Source organism: Streptomyces sp. NPDC093221 (assembly GCF_044753885.1).
GTDB lineage: Bacteria > Actinomycetota > Actinomycetes > Streptomycetales > Streptomycetaceae > Actinacidiphila.
The window spans coordinates 117,750-143,026 of record NZ_JBIVOA010000005.1; the positions used below are offsets into that span (position 1 = coordinate 117,750).

At 73.0% G+C, this 25,277-nt stretch carries 22 protein-coding genes; 13 read left to right on the forward strand and 9 right to left on the reverse strand.

The window, feature by feature from the left end; all coding sequences use genetic code 11:
- The first annotated feature begins 39 nt into the window (after positions 1 to 39).
- Both ACIQCJ_RS20955 and ACIQCJ_RS20960 read left to right on the forward strand, forming a co-directional pair.
- On the forward strand, positions 40 to 1,800 hold the full coding sequence (locus tag ACIQCJ_RS20955) for an NAD+ synthase (protein WP_391043735.1): 1,761 nt from the start codon (positions 40 to 42) through the stop codon (positions 1,798 to 1,800).
- 127 nt (positions 1,801 to 1,927) lie between these two features.
- Positions 1,928 to 3,547, forward strand: a complete 1,620-nt coding sequence (locus ACIQCJ_RS20960; protein ID WP_401714858.1) for a N,N-dimethylformamidase beta subunit family domain-containing protein — start codon at positions 1,928 to 1,930, stop codon at positions 3,545 to 3,547.
- Here ACIQCJ_RS20960 and ACIQCJ_RS20965 read toward each other — a convergent pair.
- The 4 genes from ACIQCJ_RS20965 to ACIQCJ_RS20980 form a co-directional block, all read right to left on the reverse strand.
- Positions 3,453 to 4,817, reverse strand: coding sequence for a glycosyltransferase 87 family protein (locus ACIQCJ_RS20965; protein WP_402712359.1), 1,365 nt, complete (start codon positions 4,815 to 4,817; stop codon positions 3,453 to 3,455). The two genes, ACIQCJ_RS20960 and ACIQCJ_RS20965, sit on opposite strands and share 95 nt — an antisense overlap.
- A 152-nt stretch (positions 4,818 to 4,969) precedes the next feature.
- Positions 4,970 to 5,953: an endonuclease/exonuclease/phosphatase family protein gene (locus ACIQCJ_RS20970; RefSeq protein WP_402712360.1), complete on the reverse strand. Its 984-nt coding sequence runs from the start codon at positions 5,951 to 5,953 to the stop codon at positions 4,970 to 4,972.
- 248 nt (positions 5,954 to 6,201) lie between these two features.
- Positions 6,202 to 6,819, reverse strand: coding sequence for a TetR/AcrR family transcriptional regulator (locus ACIQCJ_RS20975; protein WP_355334485.1), 618 nt, complete (start codon positions 6,817 to 6,819; stop codon positions 6,202 to 6,204).
- Positions 6,816 to 8,417, reverse strand: a complete 1,602-nt coding sequence (locus ACIQCJ_RS20980) for a DHA2 family efflux MFS transporter permease subunit (RefSeq protein WP_391043728.1) — start codon at positions 8,415 to 8,417, stop codon at positions 6,816 to 6,818. The genes ACIQCJ_RS20975 and ACIQCJ_RS20980 overlap by 4 nt, the downstream gene beginning before the upstream one ends.
- A 160-nt stretch (positions 8,418 to 8,577) precedes the next feature.
- Here ACIQCJ_RS20980 and panB point away from each other — a divergent pair, with 160 nt between their 5' ends.
- From panB to ACIQCJ_RS21005, 5 genes are all read left to right on the forward strand, one after another.
- A complete protein-coding gene (panB, locus tag ACIQCJ_RS20985) occupies positions 8,578 to 9,501 on the forward strand; it encodes a 3-methyl-2-oxobutanoate hydroxymethyltransferase (protein ID WP_391160029.1) in 924 nt (307 codons plus the stop codon).
- A gap of 230 nt (positions 9,502 to 9,731) precedes the next feature.
- Entirely contained in the window at positions 9,732 to 10,358 is a 627-nt protein-coding gene (locus tag ACIQCJ_RS20990) for a sigma-70 family RNA polymerase sigma factor (RefSeq protein WP_355334493.1), read from the forward strand.
- The gene (locus tag ACIQCJ_RS20995) at positions 10,355 to 11,032 is read left to right on the forward strand and encodes a zf-HC2 domain-containing protein (protein ID WP_402712186.1); all 678 of its coding nucleotides are present in this window, start codon (positions 10,355 to 10,357) and stop codon (positions 11,030 to 11,032) included. The genes ACIQCJ_RS20990 and ACIQCJ_RS20995 overlap by 4 nt, the downstream gene beginning before the upstream one ends.
- A 121-nt stretch (positions 11,033 to 11,153) precedes the next feature.
- The gene (locus tag ACIQCJ_RS21000; RefSeq protein ID WP_402712187.1) at positions 11,154 to 12,206 is read left to right on the forward strand and encodes an ATP-binding cassette domain-containing protein; all 1,053 of its coding nucleotides are present in this window, start codon (positions 11,154 to 11,156) and stop codon (positions 12,204 to 12,206) included.
- On the forward strand, positions 12,203 to 13,036 hold the full coding sequence (locus tag ACIQCJ_RS21005; protein ID WP_188280623.1) for an ABC transporter permease: 834 nt from the start codon (positions 12,203 to 12,205) through the stop codon (positions 13,034 to 13,036). Before ACIQCJ_RS21000 ends, ACIQCJ_RS21005 begins: the two co-directional genes overlap by 4 nt.
- Before the next feature lie 33 nt (positions 13,037 to 13,069).
- Here the strand turns inward: ACIQCJ_RS21005 and ACIQCJ_RS21010 are convergent, their stop codons facing one another.
- Complete coding sequence (locus ACIQCJ_RS21010) at positions 13,070 to 16,789, reverse strand: AfsR/SARP family transcriptional regulator (RefSeq protein ID WP_402712188.1); 3,720 nt, start codon at positions 16,787 to 16,789, stop codon at positions 13,070 to 13,072.
- Positions 16,790 to 17,132: 343 nt separating this feature from the next.
- Here ACIQCJ_RS21010 and ACIQCJ_RS21015 point away from each other — a divergent pair, with 343 nt between their 5' ends.
- On the forward strand, positions 17,133 to 17,924 hold the full coding sequence (locus ACIQCJ_RS21015) for a site-2 protease family protein (protein ID WP_355334506.1): 792 nt from the start codon (positions 17,133 to 17,135) through the stop codon (positions 17,922 to 17,924).
- 2 nt (positions 17,925 to 17,926) lie between these two features.
- Here the strand turns inward: ACIQCJ_RS21015 and ACIQCJ_RS21020 are convergent, their stop codons facing one another.
- Positions 17,927 to 18,130: a hypothetical protein gene (locus tag ACIQCJ_RS21020; protein ID WP_355334509.1), complete on the reverse strand. Its 204-nt coding sequence runs from the start codon at positions 18,128 to 18,130 to the stop codon at positions 17,927 to 17,929.
- A 169-nt stretch (positions 18,131 to 18,299) separates the two neighbouring features.
- Positions 18,300 to 19,013: an NADPH-dependent F420 reductase gene (gene npdG / locus ACIQCJ_RS21025; RefSeq protein WP_355334512.1), complete on the reverse strand. Its 714-nt coding sequence runs from the start codon at positions 19,011 to 19,013 to the stop codon at positions 18,300 to 18,302.
- A gap of 82 nt (positions 19,014 to 19,095) precedes the next feature.
- On the opposite strand from npdG, the gene ACIQCJ_RS21030 reads away from it, so the two are divergent.
- Positions 19,096 to 19,698 carry a hypothetical protein gene (locus ACIQCJ_RS21030; protein ID WP_401304051.1) on the forward strand — a complete coding sequence of 201 codons (603 nt, stop codon included), beginning with the start codon at positions 19,096 to 19,098 and terminating at the stop codon, positions 19,696 to 19,698.
- Between the two features lie 258 nt (positions 19,699 to 19,956).
- The gene (locus ACIQCJ_RS21035; RefSeq protein WP_402712189.1) at positions 19,957 to 21,234 is read left to right on the forward strand and encodes an MFS transporter; all 1,278 of its coding nucleotides are present in this window, start codon (positions 19,957 to 19,959) and stop codon (positions 21,232 to 21,234) included.
- Between the two features lie 25 nt (positions 21,235 to 21,259).
- Here ACIQCJ_RS21035 and ACIQCJ_RS21040 read toward each other — a convergent pair whose 3' ends face one another.
- Positions 21,260 to 21,517, reverse strand: a complete 258-nt coding sequence (locus ACIQCJ_RS21040; RefSeq protein WP_391160044.1) for a hypothetical protein — start codon at positions 21,515 to 21,517, stop codon at positions 21,260 to 21,262.
- 81 nt (positions 21,518 to 21,598) lie between these two features.
- On the opposite strand from ACIQCJ_RS21040, the gene map reads away from it, so the two are divergent.
- Entirely contained in the window at positions 21,599 to 22,456 is an 858-nt protein-coding gene (gene map / locus ACIQCJ_RS21045) for a type I methionyl aminopeptidase (RefSeq protein ID WP_355334521.1), read from the forward strand.
- Entirely contained in the window at positions 22,453 to 23,427 is a 975-nt protein-coding gene (locus ACIQCJ_RS21050) for a hypothetical protein (protein WP_391043704.1), read from the forward strand. The genes map and ACIQCJ_RS21050 overlap by 4 nt, the downstream gene beginning before the upstream one ends.
- A gap of 66 nt (positions 23,428 to 23,493) precedes the next feature.
- On the opposite strand, the gene ACIQCJ_RS21055 is transcribed toward ACIQCJ_RS21050, so the two are convergent.
- A complete protein-coding gene (locus ACIQCJ_RS21055) occupies positions 23,494 to 24,234 on the reverse strand; it encodes a bifunctional DNA primase/polymerase (protein ID WP_355334526.1) in 741 nt (246 codons plus the stop codon).
- Positions 24,235 to 24,455: 221 nt separating this feature from the next.
- Between ACIQCJ_RS21055 and ACIQCJ_RS21060 the strand changes: the two genes are divergently transcribed.
- Positions 24,456 to 25,154, forward strand: coding sequence for a heme oxygenase (biliverdin-producing) (locus ACIQCJ_RS21060; RefSeq protein WP_402712361.1), 699 nt, complete (start codon positions 24,456 to 24,458; stop codon positions 25,152 to 25,154).
- Positions 25,155 to 25,277: the final 123 nt, after the last annotated feature.

The following is a 25,277-nucleotide window of genomic DNA, read 5'->3' on the forward strand; positions in this document are numbered from 1 at the left end:
CGGGCGACATCTCGTCGCATTGACGATTAAGATGAGGCCATGCCTCAACTACGCCTCGCCCTGAATCAGATCGACTCCCGCGTCGGCGACATCGCCGGGAACACCGAGACCGTCGTGCGCTGGGCCCATCACGCGTCCGCGCGCGGAGCGCACCTGGCGGCGTTTCCCGAGATGATGCTCACCGGGTACCCGGTGGAGGATCTGGCGCTGCGCGCCTCGTTCGTGGACGCGAGCCGCGCGGCCCTGGTGGCGCTGGCGAAGCGGCTGGCGGACGAGGGCCTGGGCGAGCTGCCGGTGGTCGTGGGGTATCTGGGCCGCAGCGAGAACGCGCGGCCGAGGTTCGGGCAGCCCGCGGGGGCGCCGCAGAACTGCGCGGCGGTGCTGCACGGCGGCGAGGTGGCGCTGCGCTTCGCCAAGCACCACCTGCCCAACTACGGGGTCTTCGACGAATTCCGGTACTTCGTGCCGGGCGACACCATGCCGGTGATCCGGGTGCGGGGCGTGGACGTGGCGCTGGCGATCTGCGAGGACCTGTGGCAGGACGGCGGCCGGGTCCCGGCGGCCCGCGCGGCCGGCGCCGGTCTGCTGCTGTCGGTCAACGCGTCGCCGTACGAGCGGGACAAGGACGACACGCGTCTGGACCTGGTGCGCAGGCGCGCGCGGGAGGCGGGCTGCACGCTGGCGTATCTGGCGATGGTCGGCGGCCAGGACGAGCTGGTCTTCGACGGTGACACGATCGTCGTCGGCGAGGACGGCGAGGTGATCGCGCGGGCCCCGCAGTTCGCCGAGGAGTGCGTGCTGCTCGACCTCGACCTGCCCGCCGCGCCCGGGCGGGCGCCGTCCGGGCGGGTGGCCGACGGCCTGGAGATCCGCCATGTGACGCTCTCCGAGGCGCCGGTCGAGCCGTATCCGGCGGAGTTCACCGGCGGCGAGGCCGAGCGGCTGACCGACGACGCCGAGATCTACGGCGCGCTGGTCACCGGCCTGCGCGCGTACGTCGAGAAGAACGGCTTCCGCTCGGTGCTGATCGGTCTGTCCGGCGGCATCGACTCGGCCCTGGTGGCCGCCATCGCGGTCGACGCGATCGGCGCGGCGAACGTGTACGGCGTGTCGATGCCGTCGGCGTACTCCTCGGACCACTCCAAGGGCGACGCGGCGGAGCTGGCCCGCAGGACCGGCCTCAATCTCCGTACGGTGTCGATCGCCCCGATGTTCGACGCCTACATGGCGTCGCTGTCGCTGACCGGCCTCGCCGAGGAGAACCTCCAGTCGCGGCTGCGCGGCGTCACGCTGATGGGGATCTCCAACCAGGAGGGCCAGATCGTGCTCGCGCCGGGCAACAAGAGCGAGCTGGCGGTGGGGTACTCGACGCTGTACGGCGACTCGGTCGGCGCGTACGGCCCGATCAAGGACGTCTACAAGACGACCGTCTTCCGGCTGGCGCGCTGGCGCAACGCCGACGCCGAGGCGCGCGGCGAGACCCCGCCGATCCCGGAGAACTCGATCGCGAAGCCGCCGAGCGCGGAGCTGCGCCCCGGCCAGGTCGACACCGACTCGCTGCCGGACTACGACGTCCTCGACCGGGTCCTGGAGATGTACGTCGACCGGGACCAGGGCCGCGAGGCGATCATCGCGGCGGGCTTCGACGCCGAGTTGGTGACGCGTATCCTCAAGCTGACCGACACCGCCGAGTACAAGCGGCGGCAGTACCCGCCGGGCACGAAGATCTCCGCGAAGGGCTTCGGCAAGGACCGCAGGCTGCCGATCACCAACCGCTGGCGCGAGGGCGAGCAGAGCTGACCAACACCGCCCGGTGACCGCCGCGTTCGGCGCGCCGGAGCCGCGGGCGGCCGGATCACGCGCAGGATCGTCCTGACGGAGCCGAGCCGCGCCCCAGCGCCCGGCGCACCGGGAAGGGGACGCGGAAGTGGACGACGAACGCGAGCACCCGGCCGCGAAGGGCCCGGCGCCCCAGCCGGGCGCCCAGGGCCCGCCGCCCGGCCCGTACGCCCGTCCCGCGGACGACGGCGCGCCGCCCGGTCCGGCCCGGCGGCGCGTGCTCCACGCGGCCGTCGCCGGGGTCGTCGGCGCGGCGGCGGCCGGGTGCGACAGCGGCTCCGCCGCGGTGCGCCGCACCCCCACCAGCGGCCCCACCCCCGTCCGGCGGGCGGGCACCGACGACTGGCGGATCCGCTCGCTGGGACCGCCGGACGCGATCGAGGGGTACGCCGACAGGGTCAGCGTCCGGCCCGGTGAGCGCGTGGGGCTGTACGTGTCGACGACCGCGCCCGGCTTCCGCGTCGCCGCCTACCGGGTCGGCTGGTACGGCGGGTCGCAGGCCACACGGGTGTGGACGTCGCCGCGGACAGCGGGGCACCGGCAGCCGGGGCCCAGGACGTCCGGGTCCACCAGGACCGTGACGGCGGGCTGGGAGCGCGGCCTCGACGTCCCCACCGACGGCTGGCCCGAGGGCGCCTATCTGCTGCTGCTCACCTCCGACGACGGCCATCAGCGGTACGTCCCGCTCGTGGTCCGCTCGGCCGCGGCCACCGGCCGGACCCTGATCATGCACGCGCCCGCGACCTGGCAGGCGTACAACGACTGGGGCGGCTACAGCCTCTACAACGGCCGGGACGGCGGCTACGGAGACCGGTCGCTGGCCGTGTCGTTCGACCGGCCGTACGCGAAGAACGGCGCCGAGAAGTTCCTGGTGTACGAACGCGCCCTGGTGGTCCTCGCCGAGCGGCTCGGGCTGCCGCTGGCGTACACGACGGGGATCGACGTCCACCGCGACCCCGGCGTGCTGCGCGGCGCGACCACGGCCGTGGCGCTCGGCCACGACGAGTACTGGACGCCGGAGCAGCGCGCGCACGTCACGGCGGCGCGGGACGCGGGCACCAATCTGGTCTTCCTCGGCGCGAACACCTGCTTCCGGCGGATCCGCCTCGAAGCCGTCCGGGGCGGCGAACCGCGCACCGTGGTCTGCTACAAGACCGATTATCAGAGCGACCCCGGCCTCGCGCGCGACCCGGCGAAGCCGACCAACGACTTCCGCGCCCGGCCCGCCCCCGACCCCGAGTCCTCGCTGACCGGCGTCATCTACGAGGGGTATCCGACCGACGCCCCGTACGTGGTGGAGAGCGCCGACCACTGGCTCTTCGCGGGCACCGGCGCCGCGCGGGGCGACCGCTTCGCGCACCTGGTCGGCGTCGAGTACGACCGGGTGGACCCCGGCTACCCGACTCCGGCGCCGATCGAGGTCGTCGCCCACTCGCCGCTGGTGTGCGACGGCCGCGCCAGCCACTCGGACTCGGCGTACTACACGGTGCCCGGCGGCGCGGGCGTCTTCGCCACCGGGACGATGCGCTGGGTCGAGGGGCTGATGGCGGGCACCGGTCTGATGGGCCGCGACCACGGCATGGACGAGCGCACCCGGACGTTCGTCACCAAGGTCACGGAGAATCTGCTGACCGGCTTCGCCGCGGGGCGGGCCGCCGCTTCCCGGCCCGCCCCGCGGGCGAACGTGAGCCGGCTGTACGGGACCTGAGGCGGGCTCCGCGGGAGCGCGCCGCGCGGGCCGGGGGCGGGGACTCGGTACGCAGCGCCGTGGTCACCACGCGGCCCGCGACGGCGAGGAAGGCGAGCCCGGCCAGCGGGTAGCAGGCCGCGAGGAGCATCTGGGCGGGGTTCTCGCGCAGTTCGGGGCGTCCCCGGCCGTGCGGGAGGGCCCAGAGCGCGTACGAGCAGAACACCAGGACGGCCGCCGCCGCGCCCCAGACCCACCGCCGGTCGTGGCGGCGTACCCCCTCGGCGACGAGCAGCACGGCCATGGGCACCGCCCAGACCCAGTGGTGGGTCCACGACACCGGGCTGACCAGGAGGGCCGTCACACCGCAGGAGACCGCGGCCCAGGCGGCGGCGAACGGCAGCCGGTCCCCTGCCGTGAGCGCGCCCACCGCGACGGCCAGTCCCGCGAGGGCGACGGCGAGCGCGACGCAGAGCCAGAGCGTGCCGGGGTCGCCGCTGTGCGTCAGCCGGGCCAGGACGCCGCGCAGCGACTGGTTGGCGACCTCTTCGGCGTAACCGGCGCGGTCGGGCGAGAAGACGTCCTGGGTCCAGTAGCGGACCGAGTCGTGCGGGAGGGCCAGCGCGGCGACTCCGACGGTGGCCGCGAAGGTCCCGGCCGCGACCGACGCGCGGCGCAGATACGGGGTGCCGCGCCCGCGGGTGGTGAAGGCGGCCAGGGCGAGCAGCGCGACGAACAGCACCGGGGTGAGCTTGATGCCCGCGGCGATGCCGATGCCGACCCCCGCCCACCTGCGGTCGGCCCGGCAGGTGAGGTCGGCCAGCACCAGCACGGCGAGCAGCAGATTGACCTGCCCGTAGCGCAGGGTCGCCCAGACCGGCTCGCACCACACCACCAGCGCGGTCAGGAGCAGCGCGGACGCCACGGTCGGCCGCCGGTCGACCAGCCGCAGCGACAGGGCGGCGAAGGCCACCGCGAGCAGCAGATTCGCCACGGTCGCGCCGGTGCGCATGGCGCCCACGTCCAGCCAGGTCAGCGGGACGAACAGCAGTCCCGCGAACGGCGGATACGTCATCGGCAGTCCGTCGGCGCGCAGCGAGTACAGGTCGCCGCCGGTGCGTACCGTCCAGCCCGCCGCCCGGTAGACCATCACGTCGATCATCGAGACCCGCACCAGGCGCTGCACCAGCCACACGCCCGCGACGGACAGCAGGCACCACCCGGCGGCGACGGCGGCCCGGGCGGGGGAAAGCCACTCACGCCACCCGCGTCTGCGCGCGGCGGCGGACATCGGTTCTTGCATGGCGACACCCTCACGGCAGCGGACCGGGCGCCGGCGACGAGCACCTGCGGGTCACGCTCGCGCAACCGCCGCCGGGCCGCCACCTCGGTGCGCCATCCGGCGGAGCGCGCCGAGCCGCGGGAAAGCCGTGTGCGGAGGGGCTACGGCACCTGGAGGCGGGCGGCGACCGGGAGGTGGTCGCTGCCGGTCTTCGGCAGGGTCCAGGACGCCTTGGGCTCGATGCCCTTGACCATGATCTGGTCGATCCTGGCCATCGGGAAGGACGCGGGCCAGCTGAAGCCGAAGCCGTTGCCCGCCGCGCCCTGCGTGGAGCGCATCTGCGAGGTGACCGAGGCCAGCGCCCGGTCGTTCATGGTGCCGTTGAGGTCGCCGAGCAGCACCACGCTGTGCAGGTTCTCGCCCGCGATGGCCCGGCCGAGCGCGTCGGCCGCGTTGTCGCGCTGTCCCGCGGTGAATCCGGCGTTGAACTTCACCCGCACGGACGGCAGATGCGCCACGTACACCGCGACCTGGCCGTCCGGGGTCTTCACCGCGGCCCGCATGGCGCGGGTCCACCCCATCTTGATGTCCACCGTGCGCACCCCGGACAGCGGGTACTTGCTCCACAGTCCGACCGTGCCCTGCACCGAGTGGTACGGGTAGGCGGCGGCGAGGTCGCGGGTGTAGCGGGGCGCCTGGCTCTCGGCCAGTTCCTCCAGGGCGACGATGTCGGCGCCGGCCGCGATGACGTCCTTGGCGGTGCCGTCGGGGTCCGGGTTCTCGGCGTTCACATTGTGGGTGAGCACCGTCAGATCGCCGCCGGAGGACGTCTTGTCGGTGACCAGGCCGCCGAAGAGGTTGAGCCAGATCACCGACGGCAGCAGCAGGGCGATCAGCGCGGTCGTGGAGCGCCGCAGCACGGCGGCCAGCAGCAGCACCGGCACGGCCAGGCCGATCCAGGGCAGGAAGGTCTCCAGCAGACTGCCGAGGTTGCCGATCCGGTTGGGCAGGTCGGCGTGCACGAGCAGCAGGACGGCCACGAGGACGGCGACGACGGCGAGAATGACGCCGCGCCGCCACATGCCTTCGGGCTGCCACCAGTGACGGAACCGGGCGCGGGCTCCGGAGGCGTTCCTGGGCGGCATGGCGCTGCCGTCCGTGGTCGCGTCCGTGCCGCTCTGCGCCTGGGTCATGAGGGTCCTCACTGCCTTGCCGGGTGCTCTGCCGACCTTAGGGGATCGTTATGAGAACCGACGGACAGCGGGGTGCGGCGGGTTCCTTCACCCACCGCATCGGCCCCACCTGTGACACGACGGGGACACGGAGGACATATGTGGGGGGCGCGGTGGAGATCCCCCGCGCCCCCGTGTACTCCCGTACGCCCCGCCGCTGGTCAGCCGCGTGGGCGCATCCCGTCGAGCAGCAGATCGACCAGCCGTTCGGTGAGGTCGGGCGACAGTTCGGCGTCCGGCCGGAGCGTGGAGCGCGCCAGCATCGGTCCGGTCACGAAGTCGACCAGCAGCTCGACGTCCCTGCCCAGTTCCGGCCGGATGTCGCCGTCGGCCATGCCGCGCCGCAGCAGTTGGGCCAGCGCCTCACGGCGGGTGGCGATGACCGTGTCGTGGTAGCAGCGCCACAGATCGGGGCTGCTCTGCGCCTCGGTCAGCATCGTCCGCATCAGCGCGGACTCCCGCTTGGCCACACCGCGCCGCCGTATCGACTCGACCGCGACGATCAGGTCGTCACGGAAGGACGTGCCGGGCAGTTCGGGCAGCGGGTGGGAGTCGACCGTGGCGAGCACGTCGATCAGCAGCGCCTCCTTGCCCGGCCAGCGGCGGTAGACCGTGGCCTTGCCGACCCCGGCCTCCCGCGCGATGCCCTCCATGGACAGCTCGGACAGCGAGGTGCCCTCGGCGATCAGCCGCAGCACGGTCTCGATGACCGCGCCGTCGACGGCCGCGGAGCGCGGGCGACCGCGCCGCGCGGCCGACGTACTGGGAGGGTCGATCACTGCTCGGCACCCACCTTCTCCGGCTCCGCCGCGGCGTCGGGCGCCTGTCCGACCCGCTCCTTGGCGGGCAGGAAGACCAGGGTGACGACGGCGCCGACCAGGGCGACCGCGGCCGAGCACGCGGCGGTGATGTGCATGGCGTGGATGAAGGCGTCGTTCGCGGGCTGGATCAGCGACTGGCCCTTGGGGCCGAGCTTCTCCGCGATCCCGATGGTGGCCTGGATGGACTCCCCCGCCGAGTGCCGCGCGCCGGCGGGCAGGACGTCGAGGTGGTCGTCGATGCCGTTGCGGTAGACGGTGGACAGCACCGAGCCGAGGACCGCGACGCCGATCGCCCCGCCGACCTGCCGGAAGGTGTTGTTGACCGCGGACCCGGAGCCCGCCTTCTCGCGCGGCAGCGACGACATGATCATGACGGTGGCGGGCGGCATGACGTGCGCCATCGCCGTACCCATCAGGAAGAACAGCACTTCCAGCACCCAGATCGGCGTGGACTGGCCGAGCAGCAGGAAGCCGAGGAAGGAGATCGCGGTGAGGGTCAGGCCCGCGGTGCACACCGCGCGCGCCCCGAAGCGGTCGACCACCAGCCGGGCGCGCGGCGCGAAGACCATCTGCGCGGCGGCCAGCGGGAGCAGCAGCAGACCGGTCTTGAGCGGGCTGTAGCCGCGCACGGTCTGGGTGTAGAAGACGATGAAGAAGGTGACGCCCATCAGGGCGAAGAAGACCAGGCCGATGGCCGCGACGGAGGCGGAGAAGCGGCGGTCCTTGAAGTAGGTGACGTCGAAGGCCGGGTGGTCGCTGCGCTTCTCGAACAGCACGAAGGCGCCGAGGACGACGAGGCCGCCGACGATCGTGGCCCACACCTCGGGCTTGGTGAAGTCGCCGAACTGGCCGCCCTTGATGATGCCGTAGATCAGCAGGACCAGGCCGACGATGGAGAGCACCACACCGACCGGGTCGAGGCGGCCGGGGCGCGGGTCGCGCGAGTCGGGCACCAGGATGAACATGGCGATGAGCGCGGCGATCACGATCGGCACGTTGATCAGGAAGACCGAGCCCCACCAGAAGTGTTCGAGCAGCGCGCCGCCGGTGATCGGGCCGATGGCGATGGCGAGGCCGACCACGCCGGTCCAGATGCCGATCGCCTTGGGCTGCTCCTTGCGCTCGAAGACGTTCATGATGATCGCCAGGGTGGCGGGCATGATGAAGGCGCCGCCGAGGCCCATCACCGCGCGGTAGCCGATCAGTTCGCCCGCGGAGCCGGAGAACGCGGACAGCGCGGAGCCGGCGCCGAACACGACCATGCCGAAGAGCAGGACCTTCTTGCGGCCGAGGCGGTCGCCGAGCAGGCCGGCGGTGAACAGCAGGCCCGCGAAGACCAGGGTGTAGGAGTTGATCGCCCATTCGAGCTGGCTCTGCGAGGCGCCGAGGCCGGTGGGTGAGGGCTGGGCGATGGTCTTCATCGCCACGTTGAGGATCGAGTTGTCCAGCACCACCACGAGGAGGCTGAACAGCAGCACGGTGAGAATCGCCCAGCGGCGGCGGTGGATCGCCTCCGGCACGTGGGACGGCGGGGCGGTTATCGAGTTGTCGGCCATGAGGGTCAGCCTAAGGTCTTATTCGATACGATCCCGTCTCGTATCGTAAAGGGGCGGCAAAAACGTGCCCCCTCTTTCCGGACCGGGCGAGCCGTGCCAGCATGGAAGGGATCCGGGGACGCCGTCAGGGCGCCTCGAGATGACTGAAGGAGCCGTCACCATGACGCAGCTTTCGGCTGCCCGCGCGCAGGGCCGTGACTCCCAGGCCGGCCAGGGCACGACCGCGACCGGCACGTCCGGCGCCCAGCCCGCCGACCACCCCAAGGCGCTCTACGGGGGCACCGGCACCCGTCGTATCACCGTCCGCGATCTGGCCCTGGCCAAGGAGCGCGGCGAGAAGTGGCCCATGCTCACCGCCTACGACGCGATGACCGCGTCGGTCTTCGACGAGGCCGGTATCCCGGTCATGCTGGTCGGCGACTCGATGGGCAACTGTCACCTCGGCTACGAGACCACCGTCCCGGTCACCATGGACGAGATGACGATCCTGGCCTCCGCCGTCGTACGCGGCACCAGCCGCGCGCTGATCGTCGGCGACCTGACCTTCGGCGCGTACCAGGAAGGTCCCGTGCAGGCCCTGCGCAGCGCCACCCGGCTGATCAAGGAGGCCGGGGTCGGCGCGGTCAAGCTGGAGGGCGGCGAGCGCTCCCTGGCCCAGACCGAGGCGATCGTCCGGGCCGGTATCCCGGTCATGGCGCACCTGGGCCTGACCCCGCAGTCCGTGAACACCATGGGCTACCGCGTGCAGGGCCGCGGCGACGAGGCCGCCCACCGGCTCGTCCAGGACGCCAAGGCCGCGCAGGAGGCCGGCGCCTTCGCCGTCGTCCTCGAACTCGTCCCCGCCGAGGTGGCGGCCGAGGTCACCCGCTCGCTCCAGATCCCCACCATCGGCATCGGGGCGGGCCCCGACACCGACGCCCAGGTGCTGGTCTGGACCGACATGGCCGGGCTCACCGGCGGCAAGGTGCCGCGCTTCACCAAGCAGTACGCCGATCTGCGCCGCGTGCTCGGCGACGCCGCCAAGTCCTTCGCCGAGGACGTCGTGGGCGGCGCCTTCCCCGCCGAGGAGCACACCTTCCACTGATCCCCTTCCCCTGATCCCCGCGCCCGTCAGCGCAGGGCGGCGCCCCGGTTCTCCCGGGTGCGCCGCCCTTCTCGTTTCCGTCCGAAAACCTGTCCGCGTTCCTGCCCGCGTTCTTGCCCGCGTTCTTGCCCGCGTTCCCGTCCGGAACGGTTTTGTCCGGAACGGCATGAGTCATCCGGGCCCGGCGTCCGTATACGGGGGGGAGCGGCGCGGAACGGGAGGAGGTCGGCATGGGTCCCGGCACGGGCGAACTCGACCCACGGCAGCGGGTACGGCAGGATGCCGCCGTGGACGGACCACCTCCCGGCGCCCCCGGGCCGCCGGAACCGCCGGAACCGCCGGTGTCGGCTCCGGAGGAGGAGCTGATGCGGGCGCTGTACCGCGAGCACGCGGGCGCGCTCTACGCCTATGTGCTGCGGCTCGTCGCGGGCGACCGGTTCCTGGCCGAGGACGTCGTGCAGGAGACGCTGCTGCGGGCCTGGAAGAGCGCGGCCAAGCTCGACCCGGCGGCCCGTTCACTGCGGCCCTGGCTGGTGACGGTGGCCCGGCGGATCGTGATCGACGGCCACCGCAGCCGCGGCTCCCGGCCGCCGGAGACCTCGCCCGCCGCGCTCGACCTGCTCCCCGCCAGGGACGAGCTGGAACGGTCGCTGCGGCTGATGACCATCTCCGACGCCCTGCGGGACCTGTCGGACGCGCACCGCGAGGTGCTGGTCGAGACATACTTCCGCGGCCGTACGGTCAACGAGGCGGCGGACGAACTGGGACTGCCGCAGGGCACCGTACGGTCGCGGGTGTTCTACGCGCTGCGGGCCCTGCGGAACGCGCTGGAGGAGAGAGGGGTGACCACTTCATGACACCGCACGTCGATGTGGGCGCCTATCTGCTCGGGGCGCTGGACGAAGCGGAGATGACCCGCTTCGAGGAGCACTTGGCCGAGTGCGAGAGCTGCGGCCGGGAGCTGGACGAGCTGAGCGGGCTGCTGCCGGTGCTCCACGAGATGCGCGAGGACGGCGTCGCCTTCGCGCACCCGCCCGGCGGTGACGCGATGCTCGGGCGGCTGCTCGACCAGGTCGCGCGCGAGCGCGGGGCGCGCAAGCGGCGGCGGCTGGCCGCGGTGGCCGCCGTGGCGGTGCTGGTGGTCGGCGGACCGCTGGTCGCGCTGCTGGCCACCGACGACGGCGGCGGGCGCCCGGCCGCCGGGGCCTTCGCGTCCGACCAGCGCTCCGCGACCAACCCGGAGACCGGCGTCAGGGCGACCGTCGGCATCGCGGACAAGGGCTGGGGCAGCGTGGTGGACCTGCGGCTGACGGGCGTGCGCGGCCCGCAGACGTGCCGCCTGGTCGCGGTCGCGCTGGACGGCAACGGCCAGACGGTGGCCACCTGGGCGGTGCCGGAGACCGGCTACGGCACGGACGCCCAGCCGCGACCGCTGACCGTGCACGGCGCCGCAGGACTGCACAAGGACTCGATCAGCCGCTTCGAGATCCGGGCGGCGGACGGAACACTGCTGGTCAGCGTGCCGCTCTAGCGTTACCGACCGATCGGTGACCGGTCGCTGACAGGTCGCTGACACGCCACCGATACGGTCGGTCCCCGGCTGTCGGCGCGATGTCGGCGCGGTGTCAGCGGCGCCCGCCATTGTTGTCGGCATGACGAAGCGACTGACTGACGGCGGCGGGCACTCCGCCGTAGAGGTACGGGGTCTGGTCAAGCACTACGGTGAGACCAAGGCCCTCGACGGGGTGGACCTCGATGTCCGCCAGGGCACCGTACTCGGCGTGCTCGGCCCGAACGGAGCGGGCAAGACCACCCTGGTGCGCGTGCTGTCCACGCTGGTCCAGCCCGACGCGGGCTCGGCGTGGGTCGCCGGATACGACGTGCTCAAGCAGCCCCGGCAGCTCCGCCGGGTGATCGGCCTGACCGGCCAGTACGCCTCGGTGGACGAGAAACTGTCCGGCCGGGAGAACCTGTACATGATCGGGCGGCTGCTCGACCTGTCCGGCAAGGACGCCAAGGCCCGCGCCAACGAGCTGCTGGAGCGCTTCTCGCTCACCGAGGCCGCCAAGCGCCCGGCCCAGGAGTACTCGGGCGGCATGCGCCGCCGCCTCGACCTGGCGGCCAGCATGATCGGCAACCCGGCGGTGCTCTACCTGGACGAGCCGACCACCGGCCTGGACCCCCGCACCCGTAACGAGGTGTGGGCCGAGGTCCAGCGGATGGTCTCCGAGGGCGCGACCGTCCTGCTCACCACCCAGTACATGGAGGAGGCCGAGCAGCTCGCCAACGAGCTGACGGTCATCGACCGCGGCCGGGTGATCGCCAACGGCCGGGTGGAGGAGCTGAAGGCGAAGGTCGGCGGGCGCACCCTGGTGATCCGGCCGAGCGAGCCCTCGATGGTGGCGGCGATGGCCGAGGCCATCTCCGGCGCCGGACTCGACGGGGTGGCGGGCGCCATCGCCGACCGCGAGGACGGCGTGGTGAGCGTGCCGATCCTCAGCGACGAGCAACTGACCGCCGTGGTGGGCCTGCTGGGCACCCGCGGTTTCTCCATCGCGCACATCGGCACCCACCTGCCCAGCCTGGACGAGGTCTTCCTCGCCATCACCGGCAAGAAGTCCGACGACGGCGCGGGCCAGCCCGACGCCCGGCCGGACGAGGACACCCGGATCGACGACAAGAATGAAGTGGAGGTCGCGGCATGAGCGCGGCTACGGCGACGGTCACCGCGCCCGCGAAGGCAGCGGCCACCGGTGAGGGACGGATCGGCCTGCGGGCCAACCTCCGGCACATCGGCGCGCTCGCGCGCCGCAACATGCTCCAGATCAAGCAGGACCCGGAGTCGATGTTCGACGCGGTCCTGATGCCCGTCATCTTCACCCTGCTGTTCGTGTACGTCTTCGGCGGCGCGGTGGCGGGCAAGGGCAACCAGCAGGAGTACGTGAACTACGTGATCCCCGGCCTGATGGCCATGATGGGCATGAACATCTCCATGGCCGTCGGCAGCGGGGTCAACGACGACTTCCGCAAGGGGGTCATGGACCGCTTCCGCACGATGCCGATCGCGCGGTCCTCGGTGCTCATCGCGAAGATCGTCGTCGAGATGGGCCGGATGATGATCGCCATCGCGATCCTGCTGGGCATGGGCTTCGCGCTCGGCCTGTCCATCCACACCGATGTCCTGCACCTGTTCGGGGCCATCGCCCTGTCGGCGGTGTTCGGCGCCTCCCTGATGTGGATCTTCATCCTGCTGGGCCTGGCCATGAAGACGCCCCAGGCGGTCCAGGGCGTCGCCATGCTGGTGCTGATGCCCCTTCAGTTCGGCAGCTCGATCTTCGCGCCGCCGACCACCATGCCCGGCTGGCTGGAGGGCTTCACCAAGGTCAACCCGCTGTCCAACCTGGCCGACGCGGCCCGCGGGCTGATCAACGGCGGCTCGGTCACCCACCCGGTGCTGATCACGCTGGCCTGGTCGGTCGGCATCACCGCGGTGACGATGCCGCTGGCGGTGGCGCGCTTCCGCAAGAAGACCTGACCCGGCCGCCGGGCCACCCGGCACCGGTTCGCGTCAGTCCACGTCACGCATGAGAGCGACGGCCTCCTCCAGGGTGAGGCCGTCGCTCTCCGCGTACGCGGCCTCGTACCCGGCGTCGGTGAGCAACTCCCGCAGCCGGCCCTCCGCCTGCTCCATGTCCTGCCGCTCGGCCGGGGCCATCACGGACGGCCGCAGGCGGCCGTTGGCGTTGAGCAGCGCCACCGCGCGGCGCGCCCTGCGCAGCGCGCGCTCCTGTTCGGCGCCGTCCGCGGTGGCGAGCATCGTCAGCAGATCCACCACCCCGGGCGAGAGCATGATCGCCAGCCGCGGGGTGATGACGGTGGCCAGCGGGTGGCGGCTGAGCTCCGCGACACCGTCGTCGATCAGCCGCAGCCCGGTCTCCGGGTCACCGGCCCGGCCGATCAGGGAGCCGCGCATGGCGTGCAGCAGCCCCTTGATGAAGCCGGGCACACCGTTGGCGTGGCGGACCGTCGCGTCGAGGGCGTCGTCGATCAGCTCCAGCGCCTCGTCGAACCTGCCGCGGCGGCTGAGCACCTGGGCGAGCAGCACCCGGCCGAAGAAGCCCGCGCCCTCGCTGGCCGCCGCGTACTTGTCGGCGTCCGCGACCCCCTCGCGCAGCAGCCGCTCGCCCTCGTCCTCCTCGCCCGAGTGGAACAGCGCCTCGCCCATCCGGACGGTGAGCACCGGTACGTGCTGGTGGGAGCCGATCTTGCGGGCCAGCGCGATGCCCTCGCGGCAGCATTGCGCGGCGCGCGCCCACTCACCGCCGTTGGAGGCCGCCTCCGCCTCGGCGGACAGCGTCTCCGCGGTGCCCCACTCGTCACCGAGCCGCTGGAAGAGCCCGCGGCTCTCCGCGATGTCGGCCAGCGCGTCGGCGAGCCGTTCACTGATGTCGTTGTTGATCTTCGCGCGCAGTTGCAGCGCGAAGGCCAGCTCCCACTGCCGCCCGTGGACGCGGCAGCTCTCCACGGTCTCGTCCATCAGCGGGCCTAGCCGGGAGAAGTCGCCGGAGAAGAAGGCTCCGTAGGGCCGCAGGATGCCGGGGAAGCGGGCGGACTGCGGCAGATGCGGCGGGTAGGTCTCTATCAGCGCGCGGCCGATACGGGCCAGCTTCGGGTGCTCCCACCAGTCGGTCTCGCCCTGCATGGACGCCATGTCCTCGATCCGCACCCAGCGCCTGGCCTCCAGCAGCCGCTCGCCCTCCAGCGGCGGCGGATCGTCCAGCGGGCCGCGGTCCAGCGGTTCGAGGGCGGGCGGCGTCCCGAACGGATCGGGACCCATCGCGGCCACCGCCGCGGGCCAATGGCGGCGCTCCGACTGGTAGTTGCGGACCTCCCAGAACCAGCAGCAGCTCAGCACCAGCAGCAGCGCGTCCTGCTCGTCGCCGGTCTCCACCGCCCGGCGCAGCGCGGCCCGCAGATTCTCGTGCTCGCGCTCCAGCCGTTCCAGCCATACGAGTTGGCCCACGCCCTCCTCGCCCGCGCCCCGGTGCTGACCGCGCCCCGCGCCGCGCAGCATCGGGTCGGCGGTGCGCACGTACTCCCTGAAGTACGTGAGGTGCCGCCGCTCGACGGCCGCGCGCTCGCCGGATTCCTCCAGGCGCTCGGTCGCGTACTCCGAGATCGTCTCCAGCATCCGGTGGCGTACGCCGTCGTCGGTGAGGTCGGCCAGCACGAGGGACTTGTCGACCAGGGAGGCGAGCAGCGCCGCGGCGTCGAGGGCGTCGATGCGGACGCCCTCGCGGGCGCCGTCCGCCGCTTTCGCCGGGTCGGCTTCGTCGGGGCCGGTCCCTTCGGGGTCCGGGCAGATCGCCTCGACGGCCTCCAAGGTCCAGCCGCCGCGGAAGACCGCCAGGCGGCGGAGCAGCACGCGTTCGGCCGGGTCCAGCAGGTCCCAGCTCCAGTCCACGACGGCGCGCAGCGTCTGCTGGCGGGGCAGCAGCGTACGGCTGCCGCCGGTCAGGAGGCGGAAGCGGTCGTCGAGGCGGTCGGCGAGCTGGCGCGGCGAGAGGCTGCGCAGCCGGGCCGCGGCCAGCTCGATGGCCAGCGGCAGCCCGTCCAGGCGGCGGCACAGCTCGGCGCAGGCCACCGGGTCCTCGTCCACCGAGAAGCCGGGCCTGGCCGCCGCGCCCCGGTCGGCGAGCAGCCGCAGCGCCGTGGGGTCCGGCAGCGGGTCCAGCGGCCGTACCAACTCGCCCGGTACGCCCAGGGGTTCGCGGCTGGTGGCGAGCACCGAGACGCCCGGGCAGTGCGCGAGGAGCTGTTCGGTCAGGGTCGCGGCAGCGCCGATCACGTGCTCGCAGTTGTCCAGCACCAGCAGCAGCTCGCGGCTCGCACAGTAGTCGGTGAGCTGCCGGGCCGGGTCCTTGGTCTTGGTCTCGACGGACAGCGCGGCCTCGGTGGCGCTGCCGGAGTGCAGCAGCGTCTCGCGCAGCCCCAGCGAGCTGATCACCGCCTCGGGCACCGTCCGCGGATCGCTGACCGGCGCCAGTTCGACGTACCAGACGCCGTCCTTCCAGCGCGGCGCCACCAGGTCACCGGCCTCCTGCGACAGCCGCGTCTTGCCCGTGCCGCCGGGTCCGGTGAGCGTGACGAGCCGGGCGCGCGACAGGTCGCCGCGCACCGCGGCCAGGTCGGCCTCGCGGCCGACGAAGCTGGTCAGCCGCGCGCGGGCGTTCCCCGGTACGGGCCGGGCCCCGCCCGCAACGGCCGCGCCCCGACGCCCGAACGCACCGCCGTCAGCCGCCTCGCCCGCGGCGGCGCCCATGACGGCCCCGCCGGGGCCGTACTCGGCCGGGCCGCCCTGCCCGTCTCCGCCCGAAGCGGGTCCGGTCCGGTGGTCCTGGCCGACCTGTCCGTGATCGGCCGGGCGTGGGCCGGGGGCCGCGGTCGGGCCGCGGGTGTCGGATCCGGGGGTGGGCGGGCGGGTGCCGCGGGCCCGGCTCTGCGCCCTTCCGGCCGCGGAACCGCCCGGGCCGGGCGGAGCCCCGACCGGACGGTCACCCGGCAGCGGCGGGGGGTTCAGCAGTTCCGCGTGCAGGGCGCGCAGTTCGGGGCTGGGGTCGGCGCCGAGCTGGTCGGCGAGGTCACGGCGGACCGCCTCGTACGCGGCCAGGGCGTCGGCGGTACGGCCCGCGGCGCGCAGGGCGCGGATGTGGAGGGCGCGCAGCGGCTCGTCCAGGGGGTGCGCGGCGGCCAGCTCCGCCAGCTCGGGGAGGATCGGACCTGCCCTGCCGAGGGCCAGTTCCGCGGTGAGCCGCTGCCGCTGGGCGTCCCGGCGCAGCGCCTCGCTGCGGACGGCGGCCGTGCCCCGGTCGGGCAGGTCCGCGAGCGCGGCCCCGCGCCACAGCGCGAGCGCGTCGCCGAGCAGCCCGGCGGCCTTGACCGGGTCGCCGTCGGCCAGCGCCCGCGCCCCCTCGTCGGCCAGCCGCTCGAACCGGTACAGATCCACGTCCTCGGGCGCCGCCTCCAGCCGGTAGCCGCCGTCGACCGAGCCGACCGCGTCATGGCCGATGGCCCGGCGCAGCCGACCGATCAGCGCTTGCAGCGCGCCGGTCGCCCCGGCGGGCGGGTCGCCGTCCCACACCTCGTCGATGAGCGCGTCCGCGCCGATCACCCGGCCGGGCCGCAGTGCGAGCGCCGTCAGCAGCGCGCGCAGCCGACCGCCCGCCAGTGCGGCGGGCGTGCCGTCGTCGCGCAGAGCCTGGGTGGTGCCGAGAATCGCGTATCGCACGGCCCCATTGTTACGGAGCCCGCACGGTCACCGCGCCCCGGTCGGCCCCGGTCCGCCCGCGGCGGCGAGGGCGTACGGTCCACGCGGGGGCGGAGGCGTGGCGTCCGCTCGCGCGCCTCCGTACAGCGGTGGCCCGGCGTGACGCGGCGTTGGAACCTGGTCACGCCGCCGGACGTTTCCCGGGCACGGCCTGTGTCGTTTCCGTCCCGGATGGCATGATCGGGCGGCTGCCTCAGGCCGCGTCCGTCCCCACCACCGTCGGTCCCCCCGCCGTCGGGCCGCCGGGCCCGCGCACGACCTCCCGTAGCCTCAGCGCCCCACCGCCCACGCCAGGAGCCCGTCCATGAGCGTCACATCGATCCGCAGGGCCGACCGTCGCGGCGACAGCGACCGGAGGATCAGCCCGATCTTCCTCGCCATCGTCGCGGTGATGGCCGTGTCCGGCTGGGCGGTGTGGAGCCAGTTCGCCTCCGACCACGGCTTCGCGGTCTTCCTGTTCGTGGTGTCCGGCTGGGTCGTCTCCCTGTGCCTGCACGAATACGCGCACGCCCGCAGCGCCCTGCACAGCGGTGACATCTCCATCGGCGCGAAGGGCTATCTGACCCTCAACCCGCTGAAGTACACGCACGCGCTGCTGTCCATCGTGCTGCCGGTGGTCTTCGTGATCCTGGGCGGCATCGGCCTGCCCGGCGGGGCCGTCTTCATCGAGCGCGGCCGCATCCAGGGGCGCTGGCGGCACAGCCTCATCTCGGCGGCGGGCCCGCTGGTCAACGTCGCCTTCGCGGTGCTGCTGATGCTGCCGTTCGCGCTCGGCGCGCTGGACTCCTGGCCGACCGAGTTCCTGTGCGCGCTCGCCTTCCTGGCGATGCTCCAGGTGACCGCCGCGATCCTGAACCTGCTGCCGGTCCCGGGCCTGGACGGCTACGGCATCATCGAGCCGTGGCTCTCGCCCGCGGCCCGCCGCCAGTTCGAGCCCTTCTCACAGTTCGGCCTGCTGGCGGTCTTCGGTGTGCTGTGGATCCCGGCGGTGAACGTGAAGTTCTTCCACGCCATCGACACCGTGATGGGCTGGCTGCACGTGCCGCGCGACTACGTGGACTACGGCTACACGCTGTTCCAGTTCTGGCGGAAGTGACGTCAGCTCTGCGGCTGGCCCGTCGCGTCGGCGGCAGCGGCGGCGTCCATCTTCGCCTTGCGGAAGTAGTACCAGCACATGTTGCTGGTCAGCCCGGCGAGCAGCACCCACACGATGCCCAGGAAGCTGCCGTGCGCGAAGGACACCACCGCGGCGGCGACGGCGAGCAGGCACGCGATGAGGGCGTAGAGGGCGAGGCGGGGCATGGGGTGCGGCTCCTGTCCGGGCGGACGCGTACGGTCGTCCGCCATTGTCCCCCATGCCCCGGACCGCTCGGGACGGGCTCGTACGTCTCGGACGTACGGCTCGCGTGGCCGGCCCGTGTGGCCGGCTCGGCTACGGCTCGGATGCGGCGCGGCTACGGCTCGATGCGGCTCAGACGTCGGTGAGGCGCAGGCCCGCGTGGGCCTTGTAACGGCGGTTGACCGAGATGAGGTTGGCGACCAGCGACTCGACCTGGTGGGCGTTGCGCAGCCGGCCCGCGAAGACACCGCGCATGCCGGGGATACGGGCGGCGAGCGCCTGGACGATGTCGGTGTCGGCGCGGGCCTCGCCGAGAACCATCACATCGGTGTCGATCTCCGCGATCTCCGGGTCCTGGAGCAGCACCGCCGACAGGTGGTGGAAGGCGGCGGTGACCCGCGAGTCCGGGAGCAGGGCGGCGGCCTGCTGGGCGGCGCTGCCCTCGTCGGGCTTGAGGGCGTACGCGCCCTGCTTGTCGAAACCGAGCGGGTTGACGCAGTCCACGACGAGCTTGCCCGCCAGTTCCTCGCGCAGTGACTCCAGGGTCTTGGCGTGGCCGTCCCACGGCACCGCGACGATCACGATGTCGCTGCGGCGGGCGCACTCCGCGTTGTCCGCGCCCTCGACGCCGAGGCCGAGTTCGGCGGCGGCGGTCTGCGCGCGCTCGGCGTTGCGGGAGCCGATGACGACCTTCTGGCCCGACCTGGCCAGCCGGTAGGCGAGCCCGCGGCCCTGGTCACCGGTGCCGCCGAGCACTCCCACCACCAGGCCCGACACGTCGGGCAGCTCCCAGGGGTCCTTGGCCGGTGCCTTGGCCGGGGTCTTCACGTCCTCAGGGGTAGTCATACCGGCGATCCTGCCAGGTGCGGGCGGTGTTCGACGGCGTTCGGTGGCGCGGATCACTCCGGGGGCGCAAGGATGCCGTGCCATGGACGCCGTACGGGTCGCGCTGCTGCGCGAAGTGCTCGCCGGAACGGAGTGGCCGCGCGCCGCCCGCGCCTTCGGCGGGACGCTCAGAACCGCGGTCCAGCGCGGGCCGGGACCGCTGTTGCTCGTCGGCACCGACGCGTACGAGCCGTGGCATCTCGCCGCGCACCTCGACGACGAGGCCGCCTGGAGCGGGGTGCCCGAACTCTCCCCCACGCTCCTGCGGTTCCGCGTGCCGCCGGGCGCGCCGCCGCATCTCGCCGTCGGTCTGCGGCGGCTGGCCGCCGCCGGGCGCGGCGAGACCGTGCTGCTCGTCGCCCCCGACCGGCCGGGGGCCGGCATCCTCGAACGCGTCCACGACGCCAGGCGCTCCGGCGCCACCGTCCTCGCCCTGTCCGCTTCCGCGGAGGGGCACTCTTTCGACGGCGTCGCCCACGACGTCCTGAGCCTGCCCTCGCCCGACGCGCCCGCGCTCTCCCTCGACGTCCTCCAGCACCTTGTCAGCTCCGCTGCGGGTGAGGCCACGGCCCCTCGCCGCCCCCCTTTCCGCGACCCCCTCTCCCGCCTGGCCGACCACCTCTCCACCCCACCCCCCCGCTGGTAACCCCACCCCGTTCACAAGCCCTCCCGCACCTCACCACCGGCCGGTGGGGGCGGCCCGCGCTCCCGCAGGTCACCACCCGCCCCAGCGGGGCAATTCGGTTGTCGCCGGGCCACCGGCCCGGTGGGGGGGGCGGGTCGGGCGGGGGGAAAAAGGCTTTGCGGGGGGAGGCCGGGCCGGGGAGCATCGCCCTACGTGACAGTGACCGTGACCGATGACCCCCCACCCCCGCGGAAGCGGAAGAGGGCGTTGCTCCCCGACATGACGCCGTGGCGCACCTCGGCGGACTTCCGGCGAATGTGGCTGGCGGGAGCCATCACGACGTTCGGAAGCTTCCTGACGTTCGTGGCCCTGCCGGTGCAGATCAAGGAGCTGACGGGCTCGGCCGTCGCGGTGGGAGCGATCGGCGCGGTGGAGCTGGTGCCGCTGATCGTGTTCGGGCTGTACGGCGGGGCGCTCGCGGACGCGATGGACCGGAAGCTGCTGATCAACGCGACCGAGGCGGCGCAGGGCCTGCTGGCGTTGGGGCTGCTGGTCAACACGGTGGTGCCGCACCCGGTGGTGTGGCCGCTGTACGTGGTAGCGGCGCTGTCGAGCGCCCTGACGGGACTCCAGCGGCCCGCCCTGGACGCGATCGTGCCCAGGATCGTCCGGCGCGACCAACTCGCCGCCGCTGCGGCGCTCAACGCGCTGCGCTGGCAGGTCGGGGCCATCGCGGGCCCGTCCGTCGCGGGCCTGGTGATCGCGTACGCGGGCCTTTCGTGGGCGTACGCGGCCGACGCGGCGACCTTCGCGCTCTCCGTCGCGCTAGGCCTGGGGCTGAGCCGTTCACCGGCCGCGCACGACGCGAAACCGCCCTCGCTGCGCTCGATCGCGGAGGGCGCGCGCTACGCGTGGAGCCGCAAGGAACTCCTCGGCACGTACGCGATCGACCTGGCGGCGATGTTCTTCGCGTACCCGGCGGCGATCTTCCCGTTCCTCGCGGACGACCTGCACGCGCCGTGGTCGCTGGGCCTGATGTACGCGGCCGGGTCGGTCGGCTCCCTGGCGGTCAGCCTGACCAGCGGCTGGACCACCCGGATCCACCGGCACGGCCGGATGGTGGTGTACGCGGCCGTGGGCTGGGGCCTGGCCATGGCCGCGGCGGGCTGGACCGGCCGGATCTGGCTCGTACTGCTGTGCCTGGCGGCGGCGGGCGGCTGCGACATGATCAGCGGCGTCGGCCGCTCCACGATGTGGAATCAGACGATCCCCGACGAGCTGCGCGGACGCCTGGCGGGGATCGAGCTGCTGTCGTACTCGGTCGGCCCGCAGCTCGGTCAGCTCCGCAGCGGCGGCGTGGCCGCCCTCACCACCGCCCGTACCTCCGTCTGGACCGGCGGTGTCGCGTGCGCGGCGGCGGTCGTCGCCCTGGCCGCCGCTCTCCCGAAGCTGATGTCGTACGACGCGCGGCAGCACCCGGCGGCGGCGGAGACGAAGAGCGGGACGGAGAGCGGAGCGGAAGGCGGCACGGAAACGGCACCCGCGACCGCGTCCTGACGACCGGCCCCGCCCGACTGCTCCGTCAGGAGGCCCCCGGCCTGTCGTTCCCGGCGTCCTGGCCGTCACCGTCGGCGGTGTCGTGCCACTTCGGGTCGGTGTCCCACTGGAGATTGCGCTCGGCGGCGGTGTCCATCGCCCGCTGCGCCTCCTCGCGGGTGGAGTAAGGGCCGAAGCGGTCCTTGGCGGGGCATTCGGGCCCCTCCTCGACCTTGTGGTGCTCGATGCAGTAGAACCATTCGCCGGGCTTTCCGGCCGGCTTCTTCGCCCTGAACAGCGCCATGATCGTCTCCTGTGGTCGGGGGTGCCGCGGGTGGCCGCCTGCGGCCATGTTCCCCGATCGGGCGCGGATACACTCGTCGGCATGTCTGGTCAGTCGCTGCTCGTTCCCGGCAAGCTCTCCCCCACCCGGCACGTGCCGGCCTCGATCCCGCGCCCCGAGTACGTGGGCAGGCCGGGGCCGGCGCCGTACACCGGGCCCGAGGTGCAGGACGCGGAGACGGTCGAGAAGATGCGGACCGCCTCGCGGATCGCGGCGCGCGCGATGGAGGAGGCCGCGAAGGCCATCGCCCCGGGGGTGACGACCGACGAGCTGGACCGGATCGCGCACGCGTACATGGTGGACCATCAGGCGTACCCCTCTGACCTGGGCTACCGCGGCTTCCCCAAGTCGCTGTGCACGTCGGTGAACGAGGTGATCTGCCACGGCATCCCGGACTCGACGGTGCTGCGCGACGGCGACATCGTGAACCTGGACGTGACCGCGTTCATCCACGGGGTGCACGGGGACTGCAACGCCACGTACTTCGTGGGCGACGTCGCCGAGGAGTCGCGGCTGCTGGTGGAGCGCACACGGGAGTCGCTCGACCGGGCGATCAAGGCGGTACGTCCCGGGCGGCAGATCAATGTGATCGGCCGGGTCATCGAGTCGTACGCGAAGCGCTTCGGGTACGGCGTGGTGCGGGACTTCACCGGGCACGGCATCCACACCGCGTTCCACTCGGGGCTGATCATCCCGCACTACGACGACCCGCGGGCGACGACGGTGATGCGGCCCGGCATGACGTTCACCATCGAGCCGATGCTGACGCTGGGCACGCACGAGTACGACATGTGGGACGACGGCTGGACCGTGGTCACCAAGGACCGCAAGCGCACCGCCCAGTTCGAGCACACGCTGGTGGTCACGGCGGACGGCGCGGAGGTGCTGACCCTGCCATGAACCGTCGGAGCCTGTGTCTGGCGGCGGCGGCGACCGCGCTGGCGGTGCCGTTGGCCGGTTGTGTCACCGTGCACGGTGAGCGCGCGGACATCGCGTCGGTACGGCCCGCGGAGGCGGCCGAGGTGCTGGCGAATTTCGCGAAGGTCAACAACGCGGCGACGAAGGCGTACGACGAGTCGCTGGTCGCCGAGATCGAGTCGGGCGCGCTGGGCGCCATCGACGAGGCGGGGGTGCGGGCCAAGCACGCCAACCACCCCGAGGGCAACGCGTCGTTCACGCCGCTGGCCTTCTCCGACTCGCGCTTCCTGGTGCCGAGGCAGCGCGGCTGGCCGAAGTTCTTCGTGGCGGACACCGCGACCAACCGCGGCGGCGACTCGCGGTGGCTGCTGGTCTTCCGCCGGTTCACCGCGGGCGACCCGTGGAAGGCGTCCTTCCTTGCCGTCATGGCACCGGACGCGCTGCCCGCCCTCGCCACCGACAAGGACGGTCTGGTCGAGGCGTTGCCGGCCGCGGGCACCGATCTGCTCGTGCAGCCGGGCCGGTTGAGCACGGCGTACACCTCGTATCTCCAACAGGCTCCCGCCGCACCGGCGTTCGCCGACGGTCCGGCGACCTCCGAGCTGCTGGCCGGGCGCGACAAGAACCGGCGTACGGCCAACTCCGTGACGCAGTACGCCGATCAGCCCGCCGACGGCGGCGACTTCACCCCGGTCGCGCTGCGTACCAGGTCCGGCGGCGCGCTCGTGCTGTTCGCCAGTCGGCATCAGACCCGCGCCACGTACCGCGAGGGCTACCAGCTCAGCATCGACCAGGACACCAAGGCTCTGATGACCGGCACCCCCCGCACCTCCGTCACCCTCTCCCGCATGTCCCAGCAGGCCGCCACGGTCCCCGCCCGCAGCGCGGGACCGGACGCGAAAACGGCCGTCCTCAGCCGCCTGGCGGGCCTGGTCTCGGCGACGGGCGCGTAGGGACTCAGCGGGGACGGGTTCTGCGAGGACGGGCCTCAGCGGGGACGGGCCTCAGCGGGGACGGGCTCAGCGCGTGCGGGCGACCGGTTCCGGCTCGGGTTCGTAGGCGAACTGGGCGCAGGCGTCGGTGAGGATGTCGAGGACGGGGAGCGGGTCGGGCAGCGGGAGGTCGGGGCCGAGGTCGGGGAGCCAGACGACCGTGCCGCCGGACGGCAGCCGGGCCGGGGGCAGCAGCACATAGCTGCCGCGGCAGTGCCAGCGGATGCCCGGGTGCTCGTCGGCGGTCTCCGGGTTGCAGTCGAGGGCGCAGGGCCACCACTCGTCCTCGTCGGCGGGGGTGCCGCGGGTGGCGGTGAAGAACAGCATCCGGTCCTCGCCCTGGAGGGCGACCGGGCCGATGGTGGCGCCGTCGGCGGTCAGCCGTTCCAGGGCGACGCGGCCCGCTTCCGCGGGGACGTCGAGGACGTCGTGGTTGAGCCCGGTGGCGGTGATGAAGTTGGCGAGCGGCTGGCCGCTGAGCCACTGGGCGACCCGCTGCGGGTCGGTGCTCGCCTGGGTCTGCCACGCCTGCGAGACGGGGTGCACACCGGGGATGTGACAGCCGATCCGGTCGCACGAACAGCCGAAGCCCTCGGGGTGCACGGCCGGTGCGACGGGATACGAGGCGGCGACGGCCGCCTGGATCAGCTCGTCACGGCGCAGGTCGTCGGCGGCAGCGGCGGCTGCCGCCCTGGCCGCCCGGCTGTTGCCCGAAGCGCTCTCCGTACGGCGGCGCAACCAGTCGGACACCCTGCTCTTGCCTGCCATCGGGCTCCTTTCCTCGCCACTCCCGTCCCGCGGACCACGGTACGCGGACGGTGGAGCACATCCTCCCTCTTGCCAGGAATGAACACCCACCCGGGGTGGAAGTGTTCCCGTGGCGGCCGTTTCCGACATCATGTCGGCAACCTATTGACTTAGGTAAGCCTAAGTTGGGAGGATCGAGGTCGGCGCACAGCCTTGACCAGGAGGTTCCTTTGACCACGTCGATTCCGTCGGCCACTTCGGACACGTCGGCCACTCCGGACGCACCGTCCGCCGCATCCCCCTTCTCCGCCGTGATCCGCGCCGCGACCCGGGCCCAGCACCAGGAGGCGCACGACTCGACCTTCATGGACGACCTGCTCGGCGGGCGGCTCGGCGTGGACGCGTACGCGCGCTACACCGAGCAGCTCTGGTTCGTGTACCGGGCGCTGGAGGAGGGCGCGCACCTGCTGGCCGACGACTCGGTGGCCGCGCCCTTCACCCGCACCGAGCTGCTGCGCGTCGCCTCCCTCGAACAGGACCTCGACCACCTGCTCGGCGAGGGCTGGAAGGAACGCGCGACCGCGCTGCCCGCCACCGCCCGGTACGCGGCCCGGGTGGCCGAGGTCGCCCGCGAGTGGCCCGCCGGTTATGTCGCGCACCACTACACCCGCTACCTCGGCGACCTCTCCGGCGGCCAGGTCGTCCGAGGTGTCGCGGAGAAGACCTGGGGCTTCGCCCGCAAGGGCGACGGTGTCCGCTTCTACGTCTTCGAGGGCATCGACAACCCGGCCGCCTTCAAGCGCGAGTACCGCGAACTGCTGGACGGCCTCGCGGTCGACGACCTGGAGAAGCAGCGGGTGGTCGAGGAGTGCAGGACCGCCTTCGCGCTGAACATCGCGGTCTTCCGAGAGCTGGGGGACGCCTTCCCGCTCTCCGCGTGAGGGCGCGCTGTCCGTACGACCCCCGCGAAGCCGGGCGGCCCACCTGAACTCACGGTGGGCCGCCCGGCTTTCGGCTGTGCCTGAGGTCTTCGCGTCGGACGGTGTTGCGTCAGACGGTGCTGC

What these genes read in the sequence shown, in the direction of transcription:
- ACIQCJ_RS20955 (WP_391043735.1), top strand. Translation starts at nt 40, where the DNA reads ATGCCTCAACTACGCCTCGCCCTGAATCAGATCGACTCCCGCGTCGGC.
- ACIQCJ_RS20965 (WP_402712359.1), bottom strand. Translation starts at nt 4,817, where the DNA reads ATGTCCGCCGCCGCGCGCAGACGCGGGTGGCGTGAGTGGCTTTCCCCC.
- ACIQCJ_RS20970 (WP_402712360.1), bottom strand. Translation starts at nt 5,953, where the DNA reads ATGCCGCCCAGGAACGCCTCCGGAGCCCGCGCCCGGTTCCGTCACTGG.
- ACIQCJ_RS20980 (WP_391043728.1), bottom strand. Translation starts at nt 8,417, where the DNA reads ATGGCCGACAACTCGATAACCGCCCCGCCGTCCCACGTGCCGGAGGCG.
- panB (WP_391160029.1), top strand. Translation starts at nt 8,578, where the DNA reads ATGACGCAGCTTTCGGCTGCCCGCGCGCAGGGCCGTGACTCCCAGGCC.
- ACIQCJ_RS20990 (WP_355334493.1), top strand. Translation starts at nt 9,732, where the DNA reads ATGGGTCCCGGCACGGGCGAACTCGACCCACGGCAGCGGGTACGGCAG.
- ACIQCJ_RS20995 (WP_402712186.1), top strand. Translation starts at nt 10,355, where the DNA reads ATGACACCGCACGTCGATGTGGGCGCCTATCTGCTCGGGGCGCTGGAC.
- ACIQCJ_RS21000 (WP_402712187.1), top strand. Translation starts at nt 11,154, where the DNA reads ATGACGAAGCGACTGACTGACGGCGGCGGGCACTCCGCCGTAGAGGTA.
- ACIQCJ_RS21005 (WP_188280623.1), top strand. Translation starts at nt 12,203, where the DNA reads ATGAGCGCGGCTACGGCGACGGTCACCGCGCCCGCGAAGGCAGCGGCC.
- ACIQCJ_RS21015 (WP_355334506.1), top strand. Translation starts at nt 17,133, where the DNA reads ATGAGCGTCACATCGATCCGCAGGGCCGACCGTCGCGGCGACAGCGAC.
- ACIQCJ_RS21020 (WP_355334509.1), bottom strand. Translation starts at nt 18,130, where the DNA reads ATGCCCCGCCTCGCCCTCTACGCCCTCATCGCGTGCCTGCTCGCCGTC.
- npdG (WP_355334512.1), bottom strand. Translation starts at nt 19,013, where the DNA reads ATGACTACCCCTGAGGACGTGAAGACCCCGGCCAAGGCACCGGCCAAG.
- ACIQCJ_RS21030 (WP_401304051.1), top strand. Translation starts at nt 19,096, where the DNA reads ATGGACGCCGTACGGGTCGCGCTGCTGCGCGAAGTGCTCGCCGGAACG.
- ACIQCJ_RS21035 (WP_402712189.1), top strand. Translation starts at nt 19,957, where the DNA reads ATGACGCCGTGGCGCACCTCGGCGGACTTCCGGCGAATGTGGCTGGCG.
- ACIQCJ_RS21040 (WP_391160044.1), bottom strand. Translation starts at nt 21,517, where the DNA reads ATGGCGCTGTTCAGGGCGAAGAAGCCGGCCGGAAAGCCCGGCGAATGG.
- map (WP_355334521.1), top strand. Translation starts at nt 21,599, where the DNA reads ATGTCTGGTCAGTCGCTGCTCGTTCCCGGCAAGCTCTCCCCCACCCGG.
- ACIQCJ_RS21050 (WP_391043704.1), top strand. Translation starts at nt 22,453, where the DNA reads ATGAACCGTCGGAGCCTGTGTCTGGCGGCGGCGGCGACCGCGCTGGCG.
- ACIQCJ_RS21055 (WP_355334526.1), bottom strand. Translation starts at nt 24,234, where the DNA reads ATGGCAGGCAAGAGCAGGGTGTCCGACTGGTTGCGCCGCCGTACGGAG.